Below are 26911 nucleotides of genomic sequence, written 5' to 3' on the forward strand. Positions count from 1 at the left end.
GTCGCGAAGCAGTACTCGTCAGCGGTAGTCGAGCGTGACGCCCAGCCGGTCGAAGGTGTTGACCAAGGACGAGTTTCGCTTGACCCGCTGCCCCGTGACGCGAACTCGCTTCGCCCGCTTGATCACCTCGGCGAGCACGAACCGCGCCTCGCGGCGGGCCAGCGCCGCCCCCATGCAGAAGTGTTCCCCGACACCGAAACCGAGATGGCCGGACGCATCGGGCCGGGTGATGTCGAACTCGTCGGCCGTCGGGCCCCAGTGGTCGACGTCGCGATTGGCCGAGGCGTACGCCATCAGGAGGCCGTCGCCCGCGCGGACCGTCTTACCCCGCAGCTCGACGTCGGCGGCGGCCTGCCGGGCCATGCTCATCACGGGGGTCCACCACCGCATCGTCTCCTCGACGGTGTTCTCCGCCAGCGAAGGATCGGCGAACAGCGCCTCGGCCTGCCCGGGATGCACATCGAGACAGTGAATGAGGCCGGCCAGCAGGCTCTGGGTGGTTTCGCTACCCGCCGCCAGCAGCGTCATCGCGTAGACCATGATCTGGACCTCGTTGAACGGTTCCCCGTCGATACTCACCTGCGTGAGCATCGTCAACAGGTCGTCACGCGGATCCTTCGCTCGCTCTGCGGCCAGCGCCAACAGGTAGGGCGCGATCTGATCGAAGATCAGCTGAAAATCCTCGTCGCTGGCCAGCCCGCTGCCCGCTTTCGCGATGGTCGTCGCCCACGACGCGACCTGCGACCAGTCCGACTCCGGCACACCGAGAAAGTGGGAAAAGATGTACACCGGAATCGGTTCTGCGATGTGCTCGACCCAGTCGAACTCACCGTCGGGCAGACTGTCGAACGCCTCAGCGACGACCTGCTGCACGCGATCCTCCATCTTGGCGACCGCCGCCGGGGTGAACCTGACCCCGATCGCCTTGCGATGCGCACGGTGTTCGGGCGGGTCCATGAACATGATCCCGCGACTCCCGAATCCTTGCGGGTCGACCCCTTGGCGATGCGCGATCAAATCCATCATGATCGCAATGCGCTCCGACTTGAACTTCTCCGGTCGCGCCGAGATCGCCTTGATGTCGTCGTACTTGGTGACGACCCAGAACTGGCCTTCGTCGTACCAGTGCAGCGGGTCGCTCTCCCTCAGCCGCCGGAACGTCGCGTTGGGGTCACCCTGGTAGAACGCGGGGTCATCGAAGCGTGCTTCCGACAGGCCGGCAAGTGGCGACATGCTATGAACAATAAAACAGATGATGTGAATCTGTGAAGTCATGGCGCGGCGTCAGTCGGTCGGGTCACAGTGGACTCAACAGAACGAATAATGTTCAATTGTTCAGCAACCGCGGGAAGGAGCGCGCACGGTGAGCCAGGAACGTCCCGCGACCACGGATGTCCTGGCCGGCGTCGCCGTTCTGCAGGTCGGCGATGGCGTCGCCGGCTCGGCCGCCGCCGCGCTCCTGGCGAGCCTCGGCGCCGACGTCGCCAGGATTCCCGGCGAGAACGCGCGTCGGGAGGGCCCACAGTTGGCGGCACCCGAGGGTCCGGTCGCTGCGGTCGACTTCGTGCTCGACCGCCGCAAGCGGATACTCGACCCCGCCGCCGACCCGGCCCAACACGCCCGCGACGCAGACATCGTCATCGTCGACGGCACAGCAGCCCCACCCGTCGACGGGCCCACGGTGGTGGTGACACTCACCCCGTTCGGCGCCGACGGACCACCGCACCCCGGAGGCGAACTGGTCGCCCAAGCCAGCGGTGGACTCCTCGCGACGATCGAGGACGGTGACGGGCGGCCAGTTCCAGCTCCGGGCTACGTCGCCCTCAAGTCCGCGGGAGCCGTCGCGGCACTGGCCGCGCTCCACGGACTGGACCGGCGCGACTCCTCGACACCTGTACGCGTCGACGTGTCGATCCAGGAAGCGGTCATTTACACCTCTGCTCTGCCGGAGTGCGCACATGTCATGTACCGATGCCCGGGTCGCGCGGGCAGCGGTCGGTACCTTGCACCGTCGGGGGTGTTTGCGTGCCGCGACGGGCTGGTGCGGATCACGGCGGTGGAGAACCATCAGTGGAGGGGCCTGTTGGCGGCGTTCGGACAGCCCGAATGGGCGGCCGGCCTCGACGACCGTCCCGCCCGGATCGAAAACGCCGGCCTGATCAATGCCAAGGTCACCGAGTGGACCCGCGACCGAGACAAGGCCGAATGCGCAGCCATCCTGCAGGCCAACGGCGTCCCCTCGACACCGGTGAATTTGCCCGGTGAGTTGCTGATGTCGCCGCAGCTGGCCCACCGGAAGTCGTTGACCACGGCGCGAATCGGGGACCGCGACGTCACCGTGCTGGGTCCGCCGTGGCGTACCGATCTCGGCGACAGCGGTCAACGTCGGACCGATGGCCTACGTGGGCTGCGCATCGCCGAGCTCACCCATGTCCTGGCGGGCCCGATCGTCGGCTCGCTGCTCGGTGCGATGGGTGCGACCGTGGTACGCCTGGAGGATCCCGACCGCCTCGACATCTACCGGCGCAGCGGTCCGTTCGCCGACGGGATCGCGGGGCTGGAACGCGGCGCCTATTACGCCGTGGCCAACCATTCCAAACGGAGCGTGCTGATCGACCCGGATCACGCAATCGACGACGTCGCCGAGGCACTGTCGCAGGCCGACGTCGTCATCGAGAACGTCGGGTCGTCCCGGCTGAATCGACTGAACGTGTCACCGGAGCGACTGGCCGCGTCGGGGCGACTCGTGATGCGGGTGTCGGGCTTCGGATCGGACGGGCCGTTGGCCGGATATCGCGTGTACGCGAACAATGTTCAGTCCTACGGCGGCCTGGCGGGCCTGACGACGGGAGACGACGGAAAACCCGCGCGGCTGGGCACCGTGCTGGCCGATCCGTTGTCGTCCGTGGTGGCCGCGGTCGTCATCGCCGCGTGGGCGGTCGGGCCGCGCGCCGACACCGGTGCGGTCGTCGACCTGTCGATGTCGGAGGTGGTCGCCTACACCGTCGCCGAATACCTCGCCGCGGCATCAGCGGATCTGGTGGACTCGGATTCGGCCGTGCGCCGCGCGGTGTACCGCAGCGCCGACGAGCGGTGGGTGGCGGTCGAGTCGACCGACGACGAGTCCATCGACACGGCCGAGCTCACCGCAGAGATCGGGTCGTCCCGCGCCGAGGTCATCGCGACGAAACTCGCCGCCACTGGTGTCCGCGCCGCCGTCGTACGCAGCGCCGACGAACTGGTCGGCGACCCGCACCTGGCCGCGCGTGGCTTCTTCCCCGAAATCGCTCACCCCGACCCGGATTTGCAAACCGGACGGCTGGTGGGTCTGCCGTGGCGGTTCGCCGGCGCGGGACCGTTGCCACTGACACCACCTCCCGCACTGGGCAGTACACCCTCCAGTGCGCTTTACGAGAGGACGACTGTCTGACGATGTCCGAGATCGCGACCGTGTGGTCATCGACTTTTGTGCCGTCGAAATCGCCCTACCCCGACTACGGTCGCGACGGCTACAGCGTCGCGTGGATCGACACCCACACCGGCCGGTTCCAGGTTCTGGTTGACGGTGCCCGGCCCGCGCCGGGCACCCCCGGTCGATTGATTCGCGCCACGCTCGGCGAGGACACCGTCGAGATGTTCGTGGCGGATCCGTCGTGACCGGCGTACACATCACCGGGGTCGGTGTCACCGAATTCGGCAAGCACGGCCAGACCCCGCTGGCCGACCTCGGCGTCGCCGCGGCCGAGAAGGCGCTGGAGGACGCGGGCGTCGGGTACGACGCCGTCGGCGAGGTGTTCACCGCCTCGGCGTTGGCAGGACCGCAGACCGGCATCGGTGTGGCACACCGGTTGGGCCGCACAGGAATACCGGTGACCGCGACCGAGAGTGCGTCTGCCGGCGGAATGGTCGCCCTGCGGCATGCGGTCTGGGCGGTCGCGTCCGGTCGCTGTCGCACCGCGCTGGCCATCGGGTACGAGAAGACCACCGCACTGGAACCGGGCGGAGTAGTCCCGGCCGCGGTCGGCTTCTGGGACCGCTTCCCACCGCAACTGCACTACGCCATTGAGGCCGCCCGTTTCCTGCACGACACGGGCTGCGGGCCAGACGTCATCGCCGCCGTCGCCGCCAAGTCTTACAACCAGGCCCGTCTCAATCCTCTTGCCGCACACCGTAACCCGGACGAGGTGACGGTCGACGACGTGCTCGGCTCGCGGATGGTTGCCGAACCGCTGACCAAGATGATGTGCCACGCCTCGGTCGACGGCGGCGCGGCCATCGTCGTCTCGACAGATCCGGTACCGCGTTCGGTGCCGGTGCTGTCGATCGAGCAGACCAGCTGGCCGGCCGACCGCGACTGGCCCCTGGTCGGACCGGTCGTGGGCCCACCCTCCCAGATCACCCTGACCGCCAAACGCGCGTACGCCAACGCGGGCGTGGATCCACAGGACATCGGGGTGGTGTCGCTGCACGACATGTGCGCCAGCGAGGAGATCACCGCATTGATCGCCATGGGCCTGACCGACGCGGCCGGGGCGGTGAACCTTGCCGAGTCCGGGGGTCTGGCGTCGGACGGCTCCCTACCCACCAATACGGACGGCGGCTGCATCGCCCGCGGCCATCCGATCAGCGCGACCGGGCTGGCACAGGCCGCCGAAATCGTCAGCCAGCTTCGCGGAGAGGCGGGTCCGCGCCAGGTACCGCAACCGCGAATCGGCCTCGCACAGGCCGTCGGCGGTGGCGGCTCGTGCGTGGTGGCCCTACTGCGTGGGTGATCTCACGCGATCGCACCGCTTTCCTTCAGCGCCGTGATGCGGTCCCAGTCACCGCCGAGTTCGAGAATCAGTTGTTCGGTGTCGGCGGCGAACTCCGGCATCGGGCGCAGCCTCAGCGGCGTCTCGTCGAACAGCACCGGGCTGGCGACGAGTTCGGCTCGCTCGCCGCCGGTTTCGACGTCGACGATGCCGCCGTTGGCACGCAGCTGCGGGTCCGCGGCAACCTCGACGGTGTTCTGCACCACCGCCCATTGGCCGTCGAAGCCCTCCAGCGCCGCCCGCCAGTGCGAAAGTGGCCGCGCGGCGATCGCGGACCGTAGGATCTGGGCGGCCGCCGCGGCGTTCTCGGTCAACGCCTCGTGGCCGGCGAAGCGCTCGTCGTCGGCCAACTCGCGCACTCCGACGCGACGGCAGAACTCGCCGAAGTAGCGGAAACCCTGCATCATCGACAGGCCGAGGAAGCGGCCGTCCGCGGTCCGGTAGAAGCCGACCAGCGGATTGTTCGGCGCGACGTTCGCGCCAGCGGGGTTGGCCACCCAGGGTTCGCCGCTGACGAGGGCCGCGTTTATCGCCACCCCCGACGCCCACACACCCACGCCGAGTAGCGAGATGTCGACCACACGGGCATGCCCGGTGCGCTCACGCTCGAACAGCGCTGCCGCGATCCCGCCGGCGATGGTCATGCCGCCGATCGAGTCACCGTAGGCCGGGCCCGGTTGCGGGACAACACCTTCCAGGTCGGACGGGGTCGACCCCATGGCCCCCGCGGCGCGGCTCCAGAATCCGGTCATGTCGTAACCACCGGTGTCGGCCTCGGCGCCGAGTGGCCCGTACGCACTGCCGCGGGCATAGATGAGGCGGGGATTGACCGCGCGCATGTCATCGACGTCGATCTTGAGCTTCTTGCGGGCCTCGGGCAGGAAGTTGGTCAGGAACACATCGGCCGTGCGCGCGATGTCCATCAGCAGCGCGTGGCCGTCCGGCGTCGACATGTCGATGGCCATCGACCGTTTGCCGCGGTTGGCGTGTTCCATCACCGGGTTTCGGTCGCCCTCGATGGTGATGTGGCCCAGGCTGCGCAGCCCGCGTTGGGAGTCGCCCGTGCGCGGGTGTTCGACCTTGATGACGTCGGCCCCCCAGTCGGCCAGCACCGCCCCCGCAGCGGGGACGAACGTCCACTGCGCGACTTCCAGCACGCGCACACCCTTCATCGGCGCAGGGACACCTGCTGTCATTTGCACAGCCTCCGTTGTGGTCAACACCATCGAATTGAACAATAGAACACTTTATGTCCAGCTGCTATTGTCGCTTCTGTGACGGGCGCGTTGTCCCACGTACGAGTGTGCGACTTGAGTGGTCAGCTGGCGGGTGCCGGAGCCACCAAGATCCTTGCTGCGTTCGGAGCGGAGGTCCTCAGGGTCGAAGACCCTGCCACGCAGGGACTGTGGGACGCCTTGCGCGGCGTCGGCCCGTACGTCGACGAGCGCCGCGGGGTGAACTTCGGCGCCGGGTTCAACAACCACAATGTCGGCAAGTACGGCGTCACGATCAACATGCGCACGCCGGAAGGCAAAGACCTGCTGCGCGAGCTGATCTCGATCAGCGACGTCGTCTGTGAGAACTTCGCGGCAGGCGTCCTGGACAGGCGCGGCTTCGGCTATGCGGAACTGCAGAAGATCAAAGCCGACATCATCTACGTGTCCAACTGCGGGTTCGGCCACACCGGCCCGTATCGGGATTTCAAGACATGGGGGCCGATCGTCCAGGCGATGAGCGGCTTGACGTTCACCGCCGGCCTCCCCGATGCCGAACCCGCCGGGTGGGGCTTCTCCTACATGGATCACATGTCGGCGCTGTACATGACCACGGCCATCCTCGCGGCGCTGCACCACCGCGACAGGACCGGGGAGGGCCAGCACGTCGACCTGGCGACTGTGCCCGCGGGCATCGCGATGCTGCCGACGGAGGTGCTCGACTGGACGGTCAACGGCCGCGCCGCGACCGCCAGCGGTAATCGCGCCGATTTCGCAGAGATGGCGCCACACGGCATCTACCCCTGTGCGGGCGCGGACCGCTGGATCGCGATCGCCTGCCGCGACGAGCGTGAACTCGGCGTGCTCGCGAAGGTCCTCAACGAACCCGAGCTGTCGTCGGATCGGTTCACCACCCTCGAGCAGCGTGTGCGCGCCGCTGATGAACTGGACGCGCTAATCGGCGACGTCACCGCTACCCGCGACGCGGCGACGCTCGCCGACGACCTCGTGGCCGCCGGATTACCGGCGAGCATGGTCAAGAGCCCGTCGGAACGTATCGTTGACGACCCCGATCTGACCGCGATGGGGCTCTTCCCCACGGTGACCCATCCCGATATGGGCGAGGTGCGTGTCGAGGGCATCCCGATCCGATGTTCTGCCACTCCGTGGCAGATCACCTCGGCCGCACCCCGCCTTGGCCAACACAATCGCGAGGTGCTCGTGGATCTGCTCGGCCACTCCGAGGCAGAACTCGACGACTGGGCACAGCGAGGTGTGATCTGACCGCCCTGAGCGACCTGCGGGTCATCGAGATCGCCGACCAGTTCACTCCGGTCGGTGGTCGGGTGCTGGCCGAGTTGGGCGCCGACGTGATCGTCGTCGAGCCGCCGACCGGATCGACTGACCGGGCCCGGCCGCCATTCGTCGACGATCAGCCGGGGGTGGATCGGAGTCTGCGTTGGTGGGCGGGAAACGTCGGGAAGCGCTCGGTCACAGTCGATCTGCGCACCGATCCCGGACAGCGGGATCTTGCGGCGCTGATCGCCACTGCCGACGTGGTCATCGCGGGCAGCGACCGGTGTGAGGACGTCGACTATGCCGCATGCGCGTCCCGTGATGCCCGGTTGATCTGGGTGTCGGTCAGCCCGTTCGGGCTGGGCAGCGTCCGCAGCGGCCAACCGACGACCGACCTGACGATGCTCGCGGGTGGCGGCCCGGTGTGGAACTGCGGATACGACGACCGCACGCTGCCGCCGATTCGGGGAGCCGGCGATCAGTCGGCGAACATCGCCGGAATGTACTGCGCGATCGGTGCTCTCGTGGCCCTCGCACACCGCGATCGAACCGGGCAGGGCCAACTGGTCGATGTCAACGTCAATGCCGCGTGCAACGTCACGAGCGAGCAGACGACGTATCACTGGCTGGTGAACCAGGACATCTGTCTGCGCCAGACGGGCAGACACGCCTACCCGACACGCAGCTCTCCGGTGCAAGTACGGTGCGCCGACGGGCATTACGCCACCACCGGGGTGCTCCCCCGCAAGCAGGAGGACTTCGCGCGGCTGCTGGCGTGGCTCGACGAACTCGGCCTCTCCGTGGAACTGCCGGAAGCCGTGTTCCTCGAACTGGCGGCCGGCCGGGAGGAACCAGTCGACCTGGCCATGATCGGTGTCGACGACGAAACCACGGCGATCCTCAGCGCCGCGCGCGACGCGATCCGCCTCATCGCGTCAAGACTGCCCGCCAAGGAGTTCTTCGTGACCAGTCAGCGCCGCGGCTTTCCCTGCGGCGCAGTGCTTCCCCCCAACGAGGCCTTCGACGATGAACACACGATCGCACGGGGCTTTCACGTTCCGGTGCCACACCCGGACCTGGACAGGACCATCACCTACCCGGGCACGCCGTACCTGTTCAGCGCGACCCCGCCGGCCGCACCGACGCGGCCGCCGCTGCTGGGTGAGCACAACGCGCTGCTCGACGACCTCGCCGAACGACCGCGATGAGCGACGGGCACCGCCTCACCCACATCGGGCTGTGCGTGCGCGACATCGGTCGTGCCGAGCAGTTCTACTGCTCGGCACTGGGTTTCGAAGTCGTCGGCCGGATGACAGTCGACGACGACGCCACCGCCCAGCTGCTCGACGTGCCCGGCCTGTTGCTCGAACTCGTCTACCTGCAGCGCGACGGGTTTCGCCTCGAACTGCTCGGCTACGTCCGGCCGGGAACCGTGGGGGCAACGGGGCCGCGCCCGATGAACACCCTCGGCTTCACCCACCTGTCGTTTCGGGTCGACGACGCCGAACGGGCGGTGGACGCGATCGTGGCGCACGGGGGCCGAGCGCTTCCAGACCGCACCGTCGCGTTCGGCGCCGGCAACCGCGGTCTGATGGCGACCGACCCGGACGGCAACCTGCTCGAGCTCATCGAACGAACTCCCCCGGTTGACAGGTGACGAAATCATGGTGCCAGCGATCAACGAGCTGACGTATTCGCCGTTCTCCAAGGCGATCTTCGATGATCCCTATCCCGTGTACCGTCGGTTGCGCGACGAGGCGCCGGTGTACCGGGATCCTGAAGACCGATGGTGGGTGCTGTCCCGATTCGACGACGTCTCCGGCGCGCTGCGCGATTGGTCGACGTACTCCTCCAAGCAGGGCCCGGCGCCGGAGAACCCGGACAACGACGGGCGCAAGTACTCGATCATCTCCATGGACCCGCCACGGCACGACCGGGTCCGTGGAGTGCTCAAGGGATTCTTCACCCCGAAGGCGGTCGCGGCCTTAGAGAATGCGCTGCGCGCGGTCGTGGCACACCACCTCGACAAGCTGCGACCGGACACCACCGTTGACGCCATGGAGGCGTTCGCCTTCTCCATTCCCACCGATGTGATCGGCGACCTACTCGGCGTTCCGCAGGCCGACCGCGAGCAGCTCCGAGTGTGGTGGGAGGCGTTCCTGACCCGGCACGAAGGCGAGGTCGCGATGCCGGCCAGCGCCATCGAGGCCAACCGCAAGATCAGCGCGTATATCGGTGATCTCATCGACCATCGCCGCCGGCATCCCGGCGACGATCTCATCAGCACCGTGCTGAACGCGACCTTCGACGACCCCGAGGCCGGCGGCGAGCGCTCGCTCACCCCCCACGAGGTGCTGATGTTCGCGAACCTGTTGTCGGCGGCGGGCTCGGAGACCACCCAGAAGCTGATCTCCAACGGACTGGTGGCGTTGTACGAGCATCCCGACCAGTGGCGCCGAATCGTCAACGACGCGACATTGATCCCGGCCGCGGTCAACGAGGCACTCAGATACGACACCCCCAGCCACTGGGTCGCGCGCACCCTGACCCGACCCGTCGAAAAACACGGTGTGACAATGGCCGCCGGTGACTGGGTGCTCCTGCTGCTCGGCAGCGCCAACCGAGACGAACGCCGCTACCCCGACCCCGACCGGTTCATCATCGACCGCCCACGCGGCACGGACGTGTACTTCGGTTGGGGAATCCACATCTGCCTCGGCCAGTGGTTGGCCCGCCGGGAGGCTCAACTCGTATTGGAGTACATCGTCGAGAAGTTCCCGAACTACTCGATCGGGGCGCACGAGCGCGTGCTGACCGCCACCGTGCGGGGATACACCAGCGTGGAGATGACGCTCAGGTAGCGCTGAACACACCCGGCGACTGCGAATAGTCCACGGTCGACAACTCGGTCATGCCGCCGTCGACGTGCAGCACGGTTCCGGTGACGAACGCCGCGTCGTCACTGGCGAGGAAGGTCACAGCCGGCGCGATCTCGGTGTCCGGATCGGCGCCGCGCTTCATCGGCGATGCATCCGCGGTGCGGGTGTAGTTGTCCCATTCGGTGCCGATCATCTTGCGCTGCACGTCCGTCAGCGCGAACGGGCACACCGCGTTCACCCGGATGCCGTGGCGCGCCCACTCGTTGGCGGCGACCTTCGTCAACGCCTGAACCGCCCCCTTGGCCGCGGAATACGGTGCGGTGTAGGCCATCCCGCCGAGCGCAGAGCCCGAGACGAAGTTGACCACCGACGCCTTACCGGATTGCTTCAGCGCGCCGAACGCCGCCTGCATGAACCGGAACGTCGCCTTCGGTCCCGTGGCTTCCGACAGTTCCCAATCCTTGTCCGATACCAGTTCCAGCGCCTTGGGCATCGCGAAATACTGGGCGGCGTTGACCAGGACGTCGAGGCGCCCGTCGACGGAGGCCGCCCGCACGGCGGCCTCGATGTCCTCCCGCTTGGCCACGTTCGCCCGGACGAATGCCGCCCTACCGCCTGCCGATTCGATGATCCCGACGCACTCGCGCCCCTTCTCCTCGTTCAGGTCGACGATCGTCACCCGCGCGCCTTCGGCCGCAAGTCGACGAGCGACCGCGCGCCCGAGCCCCTGAGCACCACCCGTGACGAGGGCGTTTCGATTCTCCAGCCGGGACAAGACGAGCCTCCTCGAGTGAACAGTTGAACAATATTCGTTCTATCATTCATGATGGTATCCGAACGCCCAGGAAGGAAGCCGGATGCGTGTCGAAGTGGATCGCGAGCGCTGCGAATCCAATGCGGTGTGTGGGCTGACACAGCCTCTGACAGACGGCTGATCGCTCGATGGACATCGGCCTGACCGACGAGCAAAAGCTCCTGCGGGACACGGTATCCAAGCTGGCGGATCAGTTGGCGACCACGGATCCGAGCGACATCGGTAGCGGTGACACCCTGGCGCGGCAGTGGAGCCAGGTGGTCGAGATCGGCATTCCCACCCTGCGCTCCCCCGCCCTGTGCGGGCTGGAGGCCAGTGGGGTCGAGACGGTCCTGGCGATCGAGCAGCTGGCCCGCACGCTGTGCGCGGTGCCGGTCGCCAGTCAAGCTGTGCTCGCCGCCGAGTTGTTGGAAGCCGCGCGCGCCGAGAAGGAACTGGATCTTCTGGCCGAGGGACAACTGCGCATCGCCCCGGCGCTGACCGTCGACCTGCGCCGGTTCGGCGCCTCAGACGGCGGCGCGGTGGCGTTCGACGCCGCAGGCGCGACCCACGTTCTGGTGGCCAACCAGGCCGACGGGCTGCGCCACCTCGGCACGGCCCCACTGGATGGCGGCGCGGCCGCCGACGGCCTCGATCTCACCCGGACGCTGCGCCGACTGCCCTCCGACAGCGCGGTGCCGATCGCCACCGTCGGCGAGCCGATCTCCGAGGAGCGCTGGCGTCGCGTCGAAGCACTCGCACTCACCGTCGTCGCCGCCGACCTGCTCGGGGTCATGCAGGGCGCCCTCGATGACGCGGTCCGCTACGCCGGGGAGCGAGTCCAATTCGGGGTCCCGATCGGCTCGTTCCAGGCGGTGCAGCACATGCTCGCCGATGCGCTGATCGGCGTCGAGGGCGCGCGAAGCTGCGTGTGGCACGCGGCGTGGGCCGTCGACCACCTGCCCACCGAGGAGGCCTTGCTGGCGGCCATGACGGCCAAGGCGTACTCCGCCGCGGCCGGCCGTGACGTCGTGGAGACCGCCGTTCAGGTGTTCGGCGGGATCGCCATCACCTGGGAGCACGTCTCGCATCTACGTGTGCGCCGAACTCTGCTGAACCGCCGTCTGTTCGGCGACGAGACGGCCCAGTACGAGGCAATCGCACACCTGCGGTTGGCGAACGAGGGGTTGGCGTAGGCGATGGACTTCAACGACACCCCTGAGGAAGCGCAATTCCGGGCACACCTGCGTCAGTGGCTGCGCGACCACAGCGCCGACGCTGCAATCCCCGACGACCCCGCGGCACGCGCGGACGCCCAGAACGCCTGGCATCAGACCCTGTATGAAGCCGGATACATCGGGTTGTCGTTTCCCGTCGAGTACGGCGGCCACGGCCTGCCCCCCATCTACGAAGCCATCCTCAACGACGAGTTGGGCCGCGCCGGCGCGGCGCCGATCGAAGGGGTCGGTCACCTCAGTAACGCACTGCGGCTGTTCGGCTCTGACACCCAACGCGCCGAACTGCTGCCCGGCCTGCTCTCGGGCCGGGTGCGGTGGTGTCAGGGGTTCAGCGAACCCGAGGCCGGATCGGACCTGGCCGGCCTCAAGACCCGGGCCGACCTCGTCGAAACCGGCGGTCGGAGCGCGTTTCGGATCAACGGGCGCAAGATCTGGACAAGTTTCGCCGCGGTCGCCGACTGGTGTTTTCTGTTGTGCCGCACCGAACCCGACGCCCTCAAGCATCAGGGCATCTCGGTGTTGCTGGTGCCGATGTCGACACCCGGGATCACCGTTACGCCGATCGTCAACTCCGCACGCAACCGCGAATTCACCGAGGTGACGTTCGACGACGTCGAGGTGCCCGAGGAGAACCTGCTCGGCGAGCGCGGACAGGGCTGGACGATCGCCAACCAGTTGCTCGCCTACGAACGCGGCCCCAGCGACATCAACTGGATCAGCAGGCTGTCAAGGCAATTGCGCGACTTAGAACAGCAGGTGCGCTCCGGGCAGTTGGAGAACTCCCCGATGACCCGGGTTCGGCTCGGTCGCGTGTACGCGGAATTGCGTGCCCTGCAGGTCAAGGTTTTGCGGTCGTTGAGTGAGCGGCAGCGCGGCGCCCTCCCGGGCCCGGAAGGGTCCGTCGACAAGCTGCTGATGGCCCGCGCCGACCAGGTGTTCGGCCACACGATGATGGATCTCACCGACAGCGAACCGCTGCTGCGCGAGGGGCTGGAGTGGGACATCTACGTGTGGTCGCGGGCCGCGGGAATCTACGGCGGGACCGCGCAGATTCAACGCAACATCGTCGCGCAACGGGTGCTCGGCCTCCCGCGATCGAAGTGACTCAGTTCGGCGCCCGTCCATTGACGAGTTGGGCATGCGCCTCTTGAAGCGCCGCGAGCCGACGCAGCGTGACCTCGTCGGTCGCGCCGCCGTCCACCCTGGCCCTGACGTCGGCGATCTCGGCGGCCAACCGTTCGGCGGCCTCGGCGCGGGTCAGCAGGTCCTGATCGGCCCAGTCGTCGTGCGGAATGCGATCACTGGGATCCATCGGCGCCTCCTTGCCACGGTTGAGTTCCCACACCACCGGGCGCTATAGTCAACTAAGCATATTGTGTTCAATTGTTCTATCAAGCCTATCAGCCGGAAGGACGGGGGACCAGCGATGCCACTGCAACCGTCGATGAAGCTGCTCTCGGTCGACGACCACCTCATCGAACCCCCGCACGTCTGGTCCGACCGCCTGCCCGAGAAGTATCTGCACGACGGCCCGCGCATCGTCGAGTTCCCGCGGGACGGCAAGCCGCCGATGCACCAGTGGGTCTACGAGGGGCGCGCGTATCCCAACATCGGGCTCAACGCCGTCGCCGGCAAGCGCCCCGAGGAGTTCGGCGTGGACCCGGTGCGTTACGACGACATGATCCCCGGGTGCTACGACCCCAAGGCGCGCCTGCTGGACATGGACATCGACGGAGTCCACGCGATGCTGTGCTTCCCGTCGTTCCCGCGGTTCTGCGGCACGGTCTTCCTCGAGGGCACCGACAAGGACCTCGCACTGCTGTGCGTGCAGGCATGGAACGACTTCTCGATCGACGAGTGGTGCGCCACCGATCCGGCGCGCTTCATCCCGATGATGATCACCCCGCTGTGGGACACCCAGCTCATGGTCAAGGAGATCGAGCGCATGGCGGCCAAGGGGTGTCGCGCCGTCGGCCTGCCCGACAACCCCCTGAATCTCGGTCTACCGAGCTTCCACACCCCGCATTGGGATCCGGTCTGGTCGGCTTTGGAGGAGACCAACTTGACCGCGGTCATGCACTTCGGCTCCGGCGGCATGCCACCGGCCACCGCGCCCGAAGCGCCATTCGCGGTGATGGTGACGCTCATGGGCACGACGTCGATGTCGGCGGCGGTCGAGCTGATGTTCTCCCCGGTGTTCCACAAACACCCGAACTTGAAGGTCGCGTTCTCCGAAGGCGGCATCGGGTGGATGCCGTACATCATCGAGCGGGCCGACTACGTGTGGCGTAAACACAAGTATTACCAAAACATCCATCCAACGATCGCGCCGTCAGAGTTGTTCCGCCGCAACATCACCGGTTGCTTCATCGAGGACGAGGTCGGGGTCGGGCTGCGCCATCTGATCGGCATCGACAATATCACCTGGGAATGCGACTATCCGCACTCCGACTCGTTCTGGCCGAAGAGCCGGGCTCGCGCCGAGGAGATGCTGGCCGGTGTTCCCGACGAAGAAGCGCACAAGATCGTCGAACTGAACACCCGCCGGTGGTACGCGTTCCCAGAGGAGGGGTTCGCCTCGTGCACGGCCGACTCCGGCTGGCGGCCCAACGCCGGCAATCCGCCGGAGTACGACTACGACGCCGTGATGTCCGACCACGGCGGTGTCGGGTACGGCGCCTTCATCCAGAATCTCGCCGATCAGATGACCAACAAGGAATAGCCGCGACTCACCGAATTCCCGCGGCGGCCAACCAGTCCTCGACGACCAGGATCCGCCCGGACGAGGCGAGGGTCATATAGAGCGTCGCCTCGTCCCCGCTGAGCGTGACGTTGGTGGTCATCGGATCGTCCGCGGGAATGGCGCCGAGCGGTGCCCCGTCCGCCGAGAAGATCGTCACCCCACCGGCGCCGAGCGTCGCCACCAGAATCCGGCCCGTCCTGTCGACGCACAGGCCGTCGGCGCCACCGACATTCAGCGGTCCTCCGCTCGGCACCGTCGCCAACCCACGCGCGGCCTTGATGACGCCGGGTGCGGCGAGGTCGAACTCCCAGATCCGGCGCGTTCTGGTCTCGGCGACATACAGTTTGGATTCGTCCGGTGAGAGCGCAACCCCGTTCGGCATCTCCAGTGGGTAGACCACCTCCCGCAATCCGCCGTCGACGGTGCCGTACAGGAGCCCGGTGACATCGCGACTGCGACCCCTGACCGTCCCGCCGTCGGTGACGTAGAAGCCACCAGAGGAGTCCACGCACACGTCGCTTGGACGCACCAGCGGTGACCGTTGGCCATCGCGGGCGATGAATTCGGTGGTCAGCGTGTCAACCCGACCGTCTGCGTCGACGATCTGGATCGCAGGTGTCAGCGGTGCGGCCGCGGCCCCGATCGGACGGAACAGCATGGCGCAGCCGTCGAAATCGTACGGCCACGGACCGATTCCGAACGTGGAGCCGCCGTTCTGGCAGACGACGAGCCGACCATCTGGCAGCCGGGCGATCCCGTTCGGCCCGCCGCCGGTGTCAGCGACCTTCTCCTTGGTACCGTCGGGCCGCACCCGCGTGATGCACCCGGCGGCGATCTCCGAGACCAGAATCGAGCCGTCCGCCTCCGCGATCGGGCTCTCCGGAAATGCCAGACCGTCGGCGAGGTAGTGGGTGCCGCGCGTCACGATCGACCCGCCCACCAGCTGTGGAACACACTGTCGGACAACGGTATATCGCCGACACCGATTTGGCCGGCGGGCCAGTTGGCTGCCGGTTGGCGCAGCGGCGACTGGGCGTGCCCGATGCCGTACCACAGGCGGTGCCTGCGGTGGGAGAACAGCCACCGGCCGTCGCGCAGTTCGTAGCGATCCTCGTATTTGATGAGCTGCTCGACGAAGCCGTCGGCCTCGGTTTGGGCGACGCAGCGTGCCCACACCTGGCCGTGGGCTTGCGCGTCGTCATCGAAGTCGATCAGGTGGTTGGCCACCAAGATCACTGCAAATACGCATCCGTCGAGGCTGTGTGTCATCAGCCGCCGCAGTCCGTCAGGACCATCGCCGTATTCGCCGAAGCGGGCGTCCGGCGAGTACAGGTCGACCATCGCGTCGACGTCTCGTGACTCGAGCGCGGCCGCGTACCGGTATGCGAGCTGGCGAATTTCGTCGCGTGCCACCAATATTGCGACCTGCCCGGGGTGAGCCATCCGCATCAGCCTCCTGTCACGTTGATGTCCTGACCGGTGATCGCCGACGCGGCGTCGGAGGCCAGCCAGATGGAGACGTCCGCGACCTCGTCCGGGCGGATCAGTCGGCCCATTTTGGTCGTCGCGACCAGCCTGCGTCGCACCTCGTCCGGACTCACCCCATCGGCGGCCGCCCGCCGGGCCAGGTAGTTGTCGACCAACTGACCCTCCACCGTGCCGACCACCAGGGTGTTGACCCGGATCCCGGCGGTCCCCACTTCCAGTGCCAGCGTCTGCCCCAGTGCGCTCAATGCCAGCTTGGCCGCGGCGTAGTGGGCCTTCTGCGGTTGAACCGTACGCGCCGCGGCCGAGGACACAAACTGGATATTGCCACTCCTGGCCGGAATCATTGCCTGCCGCAGTGCCTCTCGCGACAACACCATCGGGGCGACGAGATTCGTTGCGAGCACCGCGTTCCAGTTGTCGACGGTGGCCTCCGCGACCGGCTGATCGGTGCCTGGTATCGCGGCGTTGTTGACCAGGACATCGAGGCGTCCCCAGCGGGACATGATCGCGGAAACGACGTCCCCGCACTGGCTCTCGTCCCGGATGTCGGCGACGTGCACCGAGGCATGGCCACCGTCCTCGGCGATCACATCCGCGGTCACCGCCAGTTGGTCCGGCCGCCGCGCGACCAACGCGACCGTGGCGCCGCTGCGCGCGTACCGCCGCGCGATCACACGGCCGATTCCACCGCTCGCGCCGGTGACGACGACGACGCTGTTCGAGAGGTCCGCACTCATGGCCACTACCCGTCCAACAGCATCTTCGCCATCGGCGTGCCTGCGGGGAACACCTCGGTGATGCCGGCGCTGAGATATCCCGAGTCGGTCACCATTGTGATGCCGTTGACGACGCTCGCCGCATCACTGCACAGGAACAGCAGCGGGTAGGCCTGTTCCATCGGCGTAGCGGCGGCCACGCCGACCTTCGCCCGGTAGTCGGCACCGAAGTCGAGCCAGAGTTCCGCATTGGCCCGCGCCAGTGGCGTGTCGGTGGGACCGGGGCAGATGGCGTTGATTCGAATGCCGTCGGAGATGAGATCCATGGCCTCGCGCGCCACGTACGCGCATACCGCCTGTTTGGTGAACATGTAGTGCGCACAACCGTTGTCGACCGCCCACGCGGTGGCGGAGTCGAAGTCCACGATGTCGAGGAACTCGGTGAGCTGCGGCAGGTTCGACCGCCAGGCGAGCCCGGCCGCCGACGAGATGAACCCGATCGCACTGCCCCGGGGGAGCATGTCCTCGGCGCGCAGTCGCTCGATGAGGTGACGGTGACCGATGAAGTTAATGCGCTCGATACCGGGACCGTCCGCTACGCCCGCGCACGCAAAGACGGCGTTGACGGTGCCCCCGCATTCGGCCACCGCAGTGTCGATGCTATTCCGGTCCGCCAGATTCACTCGGATCGCGGTGACGCCGGGCAGGTCGCAGTCGGCGTAGTCCATGACGACGACGTCGGCACCCGCGTCCTGAGCGAGTCGAGCTGTGGCATTGCCCATCCCGGTGGCGCCACCGACGACGACGACACGCTTGTCTCGATAGGAGAAGGCGTCGAACAGGCTCATGGTGCCTCCAGTGTGGTCGCTGCCGTTCGGCGGCGGAGTCTTTCAGATATTACGAGAGCACACTATCTGTACTATTGTCTAGTGACTGAACACGGCGTGGACTCCGTCGTCGAGGACTGGATCTCAGCGAATATCGGACCGGTGCGCACCATCGAACGCCACCACCGTTGGCGGCCCGCGTGGTTCGTCACCGCAGAACGCGGCGGTCGGGAGGTCGGCCTTTACGTCCGGGGCGATCGCGAAGGGTTCGGCTTCGCCAGCGTCGCGGCGGAGGCAGCGATCCTGCGGGTGATGGAGGCGCACCAGATCCCCGTCCCCCACGTACACGGGGAGATCACTCAGTGTGGCTCTCTGGCAACGGCGGTCGTGATGGACCTGTTGCCGGGAGTGCCGAATCCGTGTCACACCGACGATGCTCCCGGCATCGACGCGATCATGGACGCCTACGTCGACGCACTCGTGCGTACCCACTCCATCGACCCGGCGGCGTTCGCGGCTGCGAACCTGCGCATCCCCGACGGTGCACGTGCGCTCGCCCTCGACCACTTCGAGACATTCGTGACCCGCTATCGGAACAACAAGCAGCGCCCGGAACCGTTACTGGAGTTCGCAATCGGATGGCTGCGGCGAAACGCCCCGGCCCACCGGTCGACCCCGTCGTTCGTTCTCGGTGACACCGGTCAGTACATGGCAGCCGACGGTCGCATCACCGGCCTGATCGACGTCGAACTCGCCCACATCGGCGACGTCTCCCACGATCTCGCGGGCCTGCGATTGCGCAACGTGACGGAGCCGATGGGCGACCTCGGTAGGGTGCTGCGGCGTTACGAGGCTGCCTCCGGGACACCGTTGGACCCGGCCGCGATCGAGTTCCACACCGCCAAGTTCGCGCTCTGCACGCCGCTCGGTGTCGCGATCGTTCTGCACCTGGACTTACCGCTGACTGACATCATCCAGTACATCGAGTGGTTCCATCTCCTATCGCTGCACGCGATCGAATCGATCGCCCGCCAGGCCGACGTCCAGCTATCGGCCGTGTCGTTACCCGACCCGATGCCCACGGCCTACCCCGGCGCGATCGCCGGCCTGGCATCCATGGTGGAATCACTTCCAGTGCCAGCCGGTATCGCCGAGTACCATCGGTCCGCCGTGGCGAAGGTTGCGCAATTTTGTCACCGCGTGAGCGAGTACGCGCACGCCATCGACGCCGCCGACCTCGATGACATCCAGGATCTGCTCGGGAGTCGACCCGCCGACCGCGCGGAGGGCGACGAGACCCTCGAGAAGTTCGTCCGCACCGCCGCGCCGCATCACGACCCCGCATTGATTGCGCTGCTCCACCGTCGGGTGATGCGCCAACTCCTGCTCATGGAACCGCTCCTGACCGGCGGTCGGATCGGGCACGTGATACCACTGACCGAGCTGCTCGGCTAAGCGGTCAGCATGACCAAGAACCCGCACGGCGAAGATCGCATTGTCAATCACATACCCGATCTATCTGATGCTCAACGCATTACGCGCCATACTGCGCTGAGCTCACCGCACCGGGGTGAGCCGGACCGCAAGCCGCGTGGGCCCACGCAACGAGCTGTGCCGCGACCACGTCGTCTCGCCAACCACGTCGATCCGCGACACCCGGGGAACGAGTTCGCGTAGAACCGCTTGAGCCTCCATCCTCGCCAGCGGAGCACCCACGCACATGTGCGCACCGTAGCCGAAGGCGATGTGCGTCCGGGGGTTTCGGTCCGCACGGTACTGATCGGGGTCCTCAAACGCGATGGGGTCGCGGTTGGCCGCGCCGAACAACAGAAGGATTCGAGATCCGCGGGGTATCGTGACGCCGGCGATCTCGTAGTCGGAACAGGTGTACCGGTAGAGGTTCTGGATCGGTGTCGTCACGCGCAACTGCTCCTCGACCGCCATAGGGATGAGGTCGGGGTCGGCTCGGATCATGTCGTACTGGTCGGGGTTGTGCGCCAAGGTGTCGAACATGCCGCCCAGCAGGTTTGTTGTTGTTTCGTTGCCCGCGATCAGCAGGTGGACCGCGATGAGGAACAGCTGCTCATCAGTGAGGCTGCCGTCGCTGTTGTGTTCGAGCAGGCGGCCCAGCACGGTGCCGGAGCCTTTCAAACCACCGTGGGCGAACTGGTTCAGGAAGTAGCGACGCAACGTGGCCATCGCCGCCATCGACTTCACCGCGCCGACGACACCGCGCGGCGTGGGTGAGAAGTCCATGATGCCGACACCGGCTTCCGACCAGCGCCGAAAGTCCTCGGCGTCGCACTCCGGTATGCCAAGGATCTGCGCGATCATCCGGATGGGCATCGGAATTGCCAATCGCTGCACCACATCACAGCCGGGGTCGTCGATGACCTCGGTGACGAGTTCGGTCGCCAGCTTCTCCGTCATCCCCTTCCAGCTATCCATCGCGCCCTTACTGAAGCCCGGCTGGACCTGCTTGCGCAGCCGGGCATGCTCGTCTCCATCGGTCAGTACAGCGAGCGGCGCCGAGAATTTGAGCCGGGTGACGCCTTCGGCGCTCGTCACGTGTTCGGTATCGCGCAGAGCGGTCCTGACATCGGAGAGTCGGCTCAGAATGAAATTGGACCGCCGGGGGTTGTAGTGGACCCGACCGGTGCGATGGAGTTCCCGGTAGGCCTCAAACGGCGCAGACGCCGTCGCGGGATCCATCGGATCGAAGTCGGTGTTGACCGCGCCCGTCCACCCCCGATAACCACGTGCGCGGTTCTGCACGGCGGCAACGACATTCATCCGGACTGCGTTGGCGAAGGGCGCGATCACCCCGCGAGTGCTGCGCGCCATCTTCGGCCTCCTTGGTCGTCGCTACATCCGCCGCCGCTACCGTCCGCGGAACGTCGGATCGCGTTTCTCCATAAAGGCGGCCATCCCCTCGGCGACGTCATCGGTGGCTGCCACCTGCTCGACGAGAAGTGCCTCGGTATCGAAGGCCGCGGCGCGGTCCGCGTCGAGGGCTTGGTTGAGCATCGCCTTGGCGGCGGCGATCCCGCGTGTCGCACCGCGCGCGAGGCGCTGGGCCCACGCCGTCACTTCCGCGGGGAGCTGATCGTCGGCGACGACCTTGTTGACCAACCCGATGCGATGCGCCTCCTGGGCGGTGATCTCCTCGCCGAACATCAGCAGTTCCTTGGCGATGTTGAACGGCACCTTCCGCGCGAGCAGGTAGGCCGCACCGCCATCTGGCGCCAGGCCGCGTCGCACGAACAGCTCGATCAGCCGCGCACTTTCGGCGGCGACGATCAGGTCGCACGCCAGGACCATGCTCGCGCCAACACCGGCCGCGACGCCGTTCAGTCCGCAGACGACCGGCTTCTCACAGTCCAATATCGCCGACACCACGGCCTGCGATCCGGCGCGAAGCCTGCGCGCGGCGTCGCCGGCGACCCGGTCCTGGCTCGGCCGCATCTCGGGGTCGCGCAGGTTGGGGCCGGTGCAGAAGTGCCTGGTGCCCGCGCCGGTGAACACGACGGCACGGATGCCGGGATCGCTCGATGCCCGCTCCAAATTGCCGATGAGGTCGCGCTGCATCGCCCGGGTCACGGAGTTGCCGACGTCCGGACGGTCCAGTACCAACCACCGCACCCCGTCCTCGGTGCGCGCGGTCAGTCCGGTGGCGCTCACAGCAGGATCGGCACGCTCGCCGGACCGCGCACCGAATTGGTGTGGACGTATTCGACCGCGTCCTCGTCCACCTCCCACGTCGGGAATCGGGCCAGGGTCTCCTCGATGGCCACCCTGGCCTCCAGCCTGGCGAGCGCGGCGCCCAGGCAGAAGTGTGCGCCGTGACCGAAGCTGACGTGCCGGATGCCGGTGCGGTTGACGTCGAAGACGTCGGGGTTCGGATACTGGCGTTCGTCACGCCCGGCCGAGCCCGTCAACAACGCGACCTTGGAGTCGGCCGGTATCACGGTGTCGTGAAAAGCGGTGTCGTGCAGCGTGAAGCGGCCCTGCACGGGCGACGGTGCCTCATATCGCAGTAGTTCCTCGACCGCGCCTCCGATGAGGCCGGGGTTCTCGACGAGTTTCGCGCGTTCGCCAGGGAAGCGCGCGAGTGTCAACGCCGTCCAGCCGAGCAGTCGCGCGACGGTCTCGTTGCCCGCCACGTTGATGAGCGCGATGAAGAACAGTACTTCGGCGTCGTCGAGACGACGAGTTTCTCGGCCGGGCTGCACCAGGTCGGAGTTCATCAGGTTGCCGACGATATCGCTGGTGCTGTTCACCCGGCGCTTCTGGATTTGTTCTTTGTAATACCCGAACAGCTTCGCGTTGGCTTGTTGGCCCAACTCGCTGAGCTCCGCAGTGCCCTCCTCGCGGTGGAGCTGTAAATCCGTCCACTCACGCAGATTGTCATGGTCTTCTTCCGGGAAGCCCAGCAACGAACTGATCACCATGACCGGTAGCTTCATGGAGAAGTCACGGACGTAGTCGAATCCCCCGCTGCCGACATGGGGATCCAGATATCCGCGGCACAACGTGCGCACCCGGTCCTCGAGCTCGGCGATCTTGCTCCGAAAGAATGTGCGGTTGACCATTTTCCGCATAGCCGTGTGGTCGGGCGGATCCATCATGATCATCGCCTTCGGCGGCGGCCACGGTTCGGGCGTGATCGCGTCCAACGTGATGCCGTGCTCGGAAGAGAACGTCTCGGTGTCGAGGGAGGCCGACAGCACGTCGTCGAACCGGCTCAACGCGTAAAAGTCGTATTGGTCGTTGTAGTAGACAGGCGCCTCATCGCGCAGTCGTCGCCACACCTCGTAGGGATTCTTGTGCAGGGCACGGTCGAACGGATCCCAGCGCAACTCCGCTGTCACCATCGGCTGGTCCTTTCCTGGGTGGTCAGGCGTTAAACAATGGTACACTCCGCGTAATTCTGTACAACACTGAAGTCGCGGAGGGACGGGCAGGTTGAAAACGCGGACCCTGGACCATGTCATCTACGAGAAGGACGGTCCGATCGCCCGGATCATTCTCAACAATCCCGAACGTGCCAACGCCCAGACCTCCCAGATGGTGCACAGCGTCAACGAGGCGCTCGACGACGCGCAGTACGACTATGACATCAAGGTCGTCATCTTCAAGGCCAATGGGAAGGGTTTCTGCTCGGGTCACGTGCCCGACGGCAGCTACCCGGAATTCAAGGCGGAATTGGATGCATCGGGCAAGGTGTGGCGCTCGGCTGCTCAACTGTTCCTGTGGCCGGTATTGAAGCTGTGGGAGTTCCCGAAGCCGGTCATCGCTCAGGTGCACGGATACGCGATCGGCGGCGGCACCACCTGGGCGCTGCTGCCCGAGATCACGGTCTGTTCTGATGACGCCTGGTTCCAGATGCCGCTTGTGCCCGGGTTCGGGCTGCCGGGGGCCGAGACGATGTTCGAGCCCTGGGTGTTCATGAACTACAAGCGTGCCGCGGAGTATCTCTATACCGCGCAGAAGATCTCGGCCGAGCAGGCCCTCGAGTTCGGGTTGGCCAACCGCGTCGTGCCGGCCGATGAATTGGAGAGCACGGTAGAGGAACTGGCCGCCAAGATCGCCAAGGCGCCGTTGATCACGCTGCAGGCCACGAAGGCCGGCATCATGCGGGCGTGGGAGACCATGGGCTTTCGCACCCACCAGCAGGCCACCAACGACCTGCAGGCGGTCGTCACCGGGTCGAAGGAGTTCCAGGAGTACATGCGGGAGCTGATGAAGAGGGCAGCCAAACCCGCCGACCGGGTCTGAGCGTGCCGCTGAGGCCGATCGTCCGGTTCGGCGGCGGGGAACACGTCGAGCGGTTGCGCGAGTCGGTCCGCAACTGGCTGGCCGACAACTTGCCTGACGAGTTCCGCCGCACCGCCGCCAACCCCGACTACCTGCCCCGGGAAGGCCACGAACGGGCGGTGGCATTCTGTCGCAAGCTGCACGCCCAGGGCTGGTTCGTTCCGCACTGGCCCGCGGAGTACGAAGGCGGCGGCCTCGGTGTCGTCGAACAGGTGGTCATCAGGGAGGAACTCGCCTACGCGGGGGCTCCGCTGGTCAACACCAACGGAGTGAACATGCTGGCGCCGGTGCTCTTTCGCTTCGGCACCCCCGAACAACAGCGGGAGCACCTGCCGCTGATCGCGCGTTCGGAGCGGATGTGGGCGCAGGGGTACTCCGAACCCGAAGCCGGATCCGATCTGGCAGCGTTGCGGATGACCGCGCGTCGCGACGGCGATGACTACGTGCTCAACGGGCAGAAGACTTGGACGAGCAACGGCGTGCTGGCCGACTGGATCTTCGTGCTCGCCAGGACCTCGCCCGTGGGCGAGAAACGGCAGGCGGGGATCTCGTTCTTCCTCGTCGACCTCTCCAGCCCGGGCATCACCCGCCGGCCGATCAGATCGATGACGGGCTACCCGACATTCGCCGAAGAGTTCTTCGACGATGTGCGGGTGCCCGCGACGAACCTGGTCGGCGCGGAGGGTGACGGGTGGAAGGTCGCCAAGGCTCTGCTGAACGCCGAACGATCGAACGTGACCCGTGCCGCGCAGGCGCAGCGCTATCTCGACGAGCTCGTCGACTGGTGCCATGCGCAGCGCGGGAAACCCCATGACCCGCTGGCGGATCCGACCAACCGGGTGGCGCTGGCACGGGCAGTCGAGCGGGTGGAGGTGGGACGGATCCTGTCCTACCGGATAGCACACCTACAGGCGGCGGCATCGTTGGATCCGGCGCTGCCGTCGCTGTCGAAGCTGTACCACTCGGAACTGACTGCCGAGCTTCGCGCACTGGGCGCCCGGATCCTGGGCCCCGCGGGCGCGCTGATGCCCGACGACCCCGAGGCCGTGCTGGACGGTCACTTCTCGGAAGGCCTGCTGCTGTCGCTGCTGCACACCATCGGCGGCGGCACCAGCGAGATTCAGCGGGACCTGATCTCTACCACTGGTCTCGGCTTGCCGCGCTAGCGGAGCGCTGCTGGGCGACGGTCGCCAGCGCCAGCTCCAGCGGGTAAAAGGCCGCTAGCTGGGCGGTCTCCACCGAATTGATCAGGCGCTTGGTCATCTCCATCGCCGCGGCATCGGCCTGTGCCAGTTCGTCGAGAACGGCGAGCGCATGATCGACAGCGGTGCCGGGCTCGGCGAGGTCGGTGACCAGGCCGACGTCTGCAGCGTCGGACGCCGCAAGTCGGTTCCCGCGCAGCAGCAATGCGGCGGCGCGCTGCCTGCCCAGCTGGTGGGTCAGCCGCCAGGCCAAGCCGCCGTCCGGGACGACGGCGCGAGCGACGAACGGAGCACTGAAGAAGGCGTCGGTTGCGGCAACGACGAGATCACACGCCAGCGCGAGGCTCCACCCGAGGCCCACCGCGGCGCCCTCGACCGCGGCGACGGTCGGTACCGGGAGCGCTTTGAGCTGCTCCATGATTCGCTGCGCATGCTCGACCCGGCCCGCCGGTCCGAGCGGGCCAGAACCGTGCGCCGGACCCATCTTCAAATCCCCGCCCGCGCAGAAGAATCCGCCCGCACCGGCCAGCACGACACCGCGCACGTTGGGGTCAGCGGCCACCGACGTCAGCTGCTCGGACAACTCGGTCCACGACTCGTAACGCAATGCGTTGCGCTGCGCCGGGCGGTTCAGCAACAGCAGAGTGACGGCGCCCTTGTCCTCGCGTACCACCAGCGGTGTCGTGCCATCGGACATCAAGTCACCGATTGAGAAACTTGTCGATCGCGGCTCGGTGCTCTTCAGTGGTGAAACACTCTGTCTCCGCAGAAATCCCGTAGTCCAGGATGGCCGTCACCGCGCGTTCGGCGTGCAGGTTCAACGTCCGCTTGGTGTCTTGGACGGCACGCGGGGGCAGGGCCGCCAGCCGGTGCGCCAGCGCGAGTCCTTCCTGTTTGATCGCGTCGTGCGGTACCACCCGATTGGCCAGCCCGAGTTCGACGGCCTTGGCCGCCGGAATGCGTTCACCCAGCAAGAGGTATTCCTTCGCCTTCATCAGGCTCATCATCAGTGGCCAGAGCACCGAGCCACCGTCACCGGCGACCAGCCCGCTGGCGACGTGGGTGTCGGCGAAGAACGATTTGTCCGACATCAACACGATGTCGCACAGAACGGCGATGCTGCAACCGAATCCGACAGCTGGACCATTCACGGCGGCCACGATCGGCAGCGGGAAATCGACCATGTCCCGAACGATCCGGCGGGCGTCGCGCATCCCCTCGCGCCGGGTGACCGGGTTGTTGACATGCGTCTCCAGCCACTCCACCAGGTTGCCACCCGCCGAGAAGTAATCACCCGTGCCGGTGATGAGCACGGCGCGGGCCTCGGAGTCCTCCCCCAACGTGGTCCACAACCGCGCGAACGCGCCATGCATCGCATTGTTGACCGCATTGGCGTCGCCGGGGTTGTTGAGGGTCACGATCCGGACGGGACCGTCGCTGGCGACCAGGATCTCATCGCATCCAGTGAGGTCCGACGAGCCGATCGGCAGTTCGGTCATTGCAGGGCCCCCGCCAGTCGGCCGCTGATGATCTCCTCGGCCTCGTCGACGATGCGCGACACCAGGTCACCGCAGGTTGGGATGTCGTTGATCAGCCCCATCGCGGTGCCGATCCACCAGATCCCGGCGTCCAGGTCACCTGTCTCGTACACCCTCGCACCGCGCTTGCCTGACACCAGATGGGCGATGTCCTCGAATTGTCCGCCCTCGTCCAGGATCTCGACGACCTCGCGGGATACCGCGTTGCTGGCCACCCGTCCGGTGTTGCGCAGCGGCCGGAAGATCAGCTCCGTGTCGAGCTCGGTGCCCGCAACGATCGCCTCCTTGACGTTCTGGTGGATCGCCGATTCGACGGTGCACATGAACCGCGATCCCATGTTGATGCCGT

General features: G+C 66.7%; 27 protein-coding genes. 13 read left to right on the plus strand and 14 right to left on the minus strand.

All coding sequences use genetic code 11. The features are described 5' to 3' along the window. Window positions 1–18: 18 nt before the first annotated feature. The gene (locus AAHH99_RS09095) at window positions 19–1233 is read right to left on the minus strand and encodes a cytochrome P450 (RefSeq protein WP_418768360.1); all 1215 of its coding nucleotides are present in this window, start codon (window positions 1231–1233) and stop codon (window positions 19–21) included. A 130-nt stretch (window positions 1234–1363) separates the two neighbouring features. On the opposite strand from AAHH99_RS09095, the gene AAHH99_RS09100 reads away from it, so the two are divergent. Genes AAHH99_RS09100 through AAHH99_RS09110 form a run of 3 tightly spaced genes read left to right on the plus strand, consistent with a single transcriptional unit; the run spans window position 1364 to window position 4772 of the window. Continuing rightward, window positions 1364–3430, plus strand: a complete 2067-nt coding sequence (locus AAHH99_RS09100) for a CoA transferase (protein ID WP_418768361.1) — start codon at window positions 1364–1366, stop codon at window positions 3428–3430. Window positions 3431–3432: 2 nt separating this feature from the next. Beyond that, window positions 3433–3657 (plus strand): hypothetical protein, encoded by a 225-nt coding sequence (locus AAHH99_RS09105; protein ID WP_418768362.1) that lies wholly within the window; start codon window positions 3433–3435, stop codon window positions 3655–3657. Beyond that, window positions 3654–4772 carry a thiolase family protein gene (locus AAHH99_RS09110; RefSeq protein WP_418768363.1) on the plus strand — a complete coding sequence of 373 codons (1119 nt, stop codon included), beginning with the start codon at window positions 3654–3656 and terminating at the stop codon, window positions 4770–4772. Before AAHH99_RS09105 ends, AAHH99_RS09110 begins: the two co-directional genes overlap by 4 nt. A 2-nt stretch (window positions 4773–4774) precedes the next feature. Here AAHH99_RS09110 and AAHH99_RS09115 read toward each other — a convergent pair whose 3' ends face one another. Further along, on the minus strand, window positions 4775–6007 hold the full coding sequence (locus AAHH99_RS09115) for a CaiB/BaiF CoA transferase family protein (protein WP_418768364.1): 1233 nt from the start codon (window positions 6005–6007) through the stop codon (window positions 4775–4777). Window positions 6008–6085: 78 nt separating this feature from the next. On the opposite strand from AAHH99_RS09115, the gene AAHH99_RS09120 reads away from it, so the two are divergent. The 4 genes from AAHH99_RS09120 to AAHH99_RS09135 are packed head-to-tail and all read left to right on the plus strand — an operon-like array spanning window position 6086 to window position 10182. Continuing rightward, the gene (locus AAHH99_RS09120) at window positions 6086–7309 is read left to right on the plus strand and encodes a CaiB/BaiF CoA transferase family protein (RefSeq protein WP_418768365.1); all 1224 of its coding nucleotides are present in this window, start codon (window positions 6086–6088) and stop codon (window positions 7307–7309) included. Window positions 7310–7323: 14 nt separating this feature from the next. Beyond that, window positions 7324–8529 carry a CoA transferase gene (locus tag AAHH99_RS09125; protein ID WP_418769570.1) on the plus strand — a complete coding sequence of 402 codons (1206 nt, stop codon included), beginning with the start codon at window positions 7324–7326 and terminating at the stop codon, window positions 8527–8529. After that, window positions 8526–8978, plus strand: coding sequence for a VOC family protein (locus tag AAHH99_RS09130; RefSeq protein WP_418768366.1), 453 nt, complete (start codon window positions 8526–8528; stop codon window positions 8976–8978). Before AAHH99_RS09125 ends, AAHH99_RS09130 begins: the two co-directional genes overlap by 4 nt. 7 nt (window positions 8979–8985) lie before the next feature. Then, entirely contained in the window at window positions 8986–10182 is a 1197-nt protein-coding gene (locus tag AAHH99_RS09135; RefSeq protein WP_418768367.1) for a cytochrome P450, read from the plus strand. Here AAHH99_RS09135 and AAHH99_RS09140 read toward each other — a convergent pair. Further along, the gene (locus AAHH99_RS09140; RefSeq protein WP_416586912.1) at window positions 10175–10975 is read right to left on the minus strand and encodes an SDR family NAD(P)-dependent oxidoreductase; all 801 of its coding nucleotides are present in this window, start codon (window positions 10973–10975) and stop codon (window positions 10175–10177) included. The genes AAHH99_RS09135 and AAHH99_RS09140 overlap by 8 nt on opposite strands. Before the next feature lie 167 nt (window positions 10976–11142). Here AAHH99_RS09140 and AAHH99_RS09145 point away from each other — a divergent pair, with 167 nt between their 5' ends. Both AAHH99_RS09145 and AAHH99_RS09150 read left to right on the plus strand, forming a co-directional pair. Then, a complete protein-coding gene (locus AAHH99_RS09145; protein ID WP_418768368.1) occupies window positions 11143–12189 on the plus strand; it encodes an acyl-CoA dehydrogenase family protein in 1047 nt (348 codons plus the stop codon). 3 nt (window positions 12190–12192) lie between these two features. Continuing rightward, window positions 12193–13335: an acyl-CoA dehydrogenase family protein gene (locus AAHH99_RS09150; RefSeq protein WP_418768369.1), complete on the plus strand. Its 1143-nt coding sequence runs from the start codon at window positions 12193–12195 to the stop codon at window positions 13333–13335. A 1-nt stretch (window position 13336) separates the two neighbouring features. Here AAHH99_RS09150 and AAHH99_RS09155 read toward each other — a convergent pair whose 3' ends face one another. Then, complete coding sequence (locus AAHH99_RS09155; protein ID WP_418768370.1) at window positions 13337–13543, minus strand: hypothetical protein; 207 nt, start codon at window positions 13541–13543, stop codon at window positions 13337–13339. A gap of 114 nt (window positions 13544–13657) precedes the next feature. Here AAHH99_RS09155 and AAHH99_RS09160 point away from each other — a divergent pair, with 114 nt between their 5' ends. Continuing rightward, window positions 13658–14953 carry an amidohydrolase family protein gene (locus AAHH99_RS09160; protein WP_064403227.1) on the plus strand — a complete coding sequence of 432 codons (1296 nt, stop codon included), beginning with the start codon at window positions 13658–13660 and terminating at the stop codon, window positions 14951–14953. Window positions 14954–14960: 7 nt separating this feature from the next. Here AAHH99_RS09160 and AAHH99_RS09165 read toward each other — a convergent pair whose 3' ends face one another. From AAHH99_RS09165 to AAHH99_RS09180, 4 genes are read right to left on the minus strand one after another with little or no spacing between them, the layout of a single operon-like run. Beyond that, window positions 14961–15914, minus strand: a complete 954-nt coding sequence (locus AAHH99_RS09165; protein ID WP_418768371.1) for an SMP-30/gluconolactonase/LRE family protein — start codon at window positions 15912–15914, stop codon at window positions 14961–14963. Beyond that, window positions 15896–16417, minus strand: coding sequence for a nuclear transport factor 2 family protein (locus AAHH99_RS09170; protein WP_418768372.1), 522 nt, complete (start codon window positions 16415–16417; stop codon window positions 15896–15898). Before AAHH99_RS09170 ends, AAHH99_RS09165 begins: the two co-directional genes overlap by 19 nt. A 5-nt stretch (window positions 16418–16422) precedes the next feature. Then, window positions 16423–17199, minus strand: a complete 777-nt coding sequence (locus tag AAHH99_RS09175) for an SDR family NAD(P)-dependent oxidoreductase (RefSeq protein WP_418768373.1) — start codon at window positions 17197–17199, stop codon at window positions 16423–16425. A 5-nt stretch (window positions 17200–17204) separates the two neighbouring features. Continuing rightward, entirely contained in the window at window positions 17205–18026 is an 822-nt protein-coding gene (locus tag AAHH99_RS09180) for an SDR family oxidoreductase (RefSeq protein ID WP_418768374.1), read from the minus strand. A gap of 81 nt (window positions 18027–18107) precedes the next feature. Here AAHH99_RS09180 and AAHH99_RS09185 point away from each other — a divergent pair, with 81 nt between their 5' ends. Next, window positions 18108–19460, plus strand: coding sequence for a phosphotransferase (locus AAHH99_RS09185; protein WP_418768375.1), 1353 nt, complete (start codon window positions 18108–18110; stop codon window positions 19458–19460). A 102-nt stretch (window positions 19461–19562) separates the two neighbouring features. Here AAHH99_RS09185 and AAHH99_RS09190 read toward each other — a convergent pair whose 3' ends face one another. Genes AAHH99_RS09190 through AAHH99_RS09200 form a run of 3 tightly spaced genes read right to left on the minus strand, consistent with a single transcriptional unit; the run spans window position 19563 to window position 22879 of the window. Beyond that, window positions 19563–20849, minus strand: a complete 1287-nt coding sequence (locus AAHH99_RS09190; RefSeq protein ID WP_418768376.1) for a cytochrome P450 — start codon at window positions 20847–20849, stop codon at window positions 19563–19565. A 36-nt stretch (window positions 20850–20885) separates the two neighbouring features. Continuing rightward, complete coding sequence (locus AAHH99_RS09195) at window positions 20886–21686, minus strand: enoyl-CoA hydratase/isomerase family protein (protein ID WP_418768377.1); 801 nt, start codon at window positions 21684–21686, stop codon at window positions 20886–20888. After that, on the minus strand, window positions 21683–22879 hold the full coding sequence (locus AAHH99_RS09200) for a cytochrome P450 (protein WP_418768378.1): 1197 nt from the start codon (window positions 22877–22879) through the stop codon (window positions 21683–21685). The genes AAHH99_RS09195 and AAHH99_RS09200 overlap by 4 nt, the downstream gene beginning before the upstream one ends. 91 nt (window positions 22880–22970) lie before the next feature. On the opposite strand from AAHH99_RS09200, the gene AAHH99_RS09205 reads away from it, so the two are divergent. Both AAHH99_RS09205 and AAHH99_RS09210 read left to right on the plus strand, forming a co-directional pair. After that, on the plus strand, window positions 22971–23783 hold the full coding sequence (locus tag AAHH99_RS09205) for an enoyl-CoA hydratase/isomerase family protein (protein ID WP_418768379.1): 813 nt from the start codon (window positions 22971–22973) through the stop codon (window positions 23781–23783). A gap of 2 nt (window positions 23784–23785) precedes the next feature. Continuing rightward, window positions 23786–24988 (plus strand): acyl-CoA dehydrogenase family protein, encoded by a 1203-nt coding sequence (locus AAHH99_RS09210; protein WP_418768380.1) that lies wholly within the window; start codon window positions 23786–23788, stop codon window positions 24986–24988. On the opposite strand, the gene AAHH99_RS09215 is transcribed toward AAHH99_RS09210, so the two are convergent. The 3 genes from AAHH99_RS09215 to AAHH99_RS09225 form a co-directional block, all read right to left on the minus strand. Next, a complete protein-coding gene (locus AAHH99_RS09215) occupies window positions 24960–25721 on the minus strand; it encodes an enoyl-CoA hydratase/isomerase family protein (protein ID WP_418768381.1) in 762 nt (253 codons plus the stop codon). The two genes, AAHH99_RS09210 and AAHH99_RS09215, sit on opposite strands and share 29 nt — an antisense overlap. 4 nt (window positions 25722–25725) lie before the next feature. Next, window positions 25726–26523: an enoyl-CoA hydratase/isomerase family protein gene (locus tag AAHH99_RS09220; protein WP_418768382.1), complete on the minus strand. Its 798-nt coding sequence runs from the start codon at window positions 26521–26523 to the stop codon at window positions 25726–25728. Next, the coding region (locus tag AAHH99_RS09225; protein ID WP_418768383.1) for an NAD(P)H-dependent flavin oxidoreductase at window positions 26520–26911 on the minus strand (392 nt) is incomplete at its 5' end. The genes AAHH99_RS09225 and AAHH99_RS09220, both read right to left, overlap by 4 nt.

It is taken from the genome of Mycobacterium neumannii, from assembly GCF_048452905.1.
Taxonomy (GTDB): domain Bacteria; phylum Actinomycetota; class Actinomycetes; order Mycobacteriales; family Mycobacteriaceae; genus Mycobacterium; species Mycobacterium neumannii_B.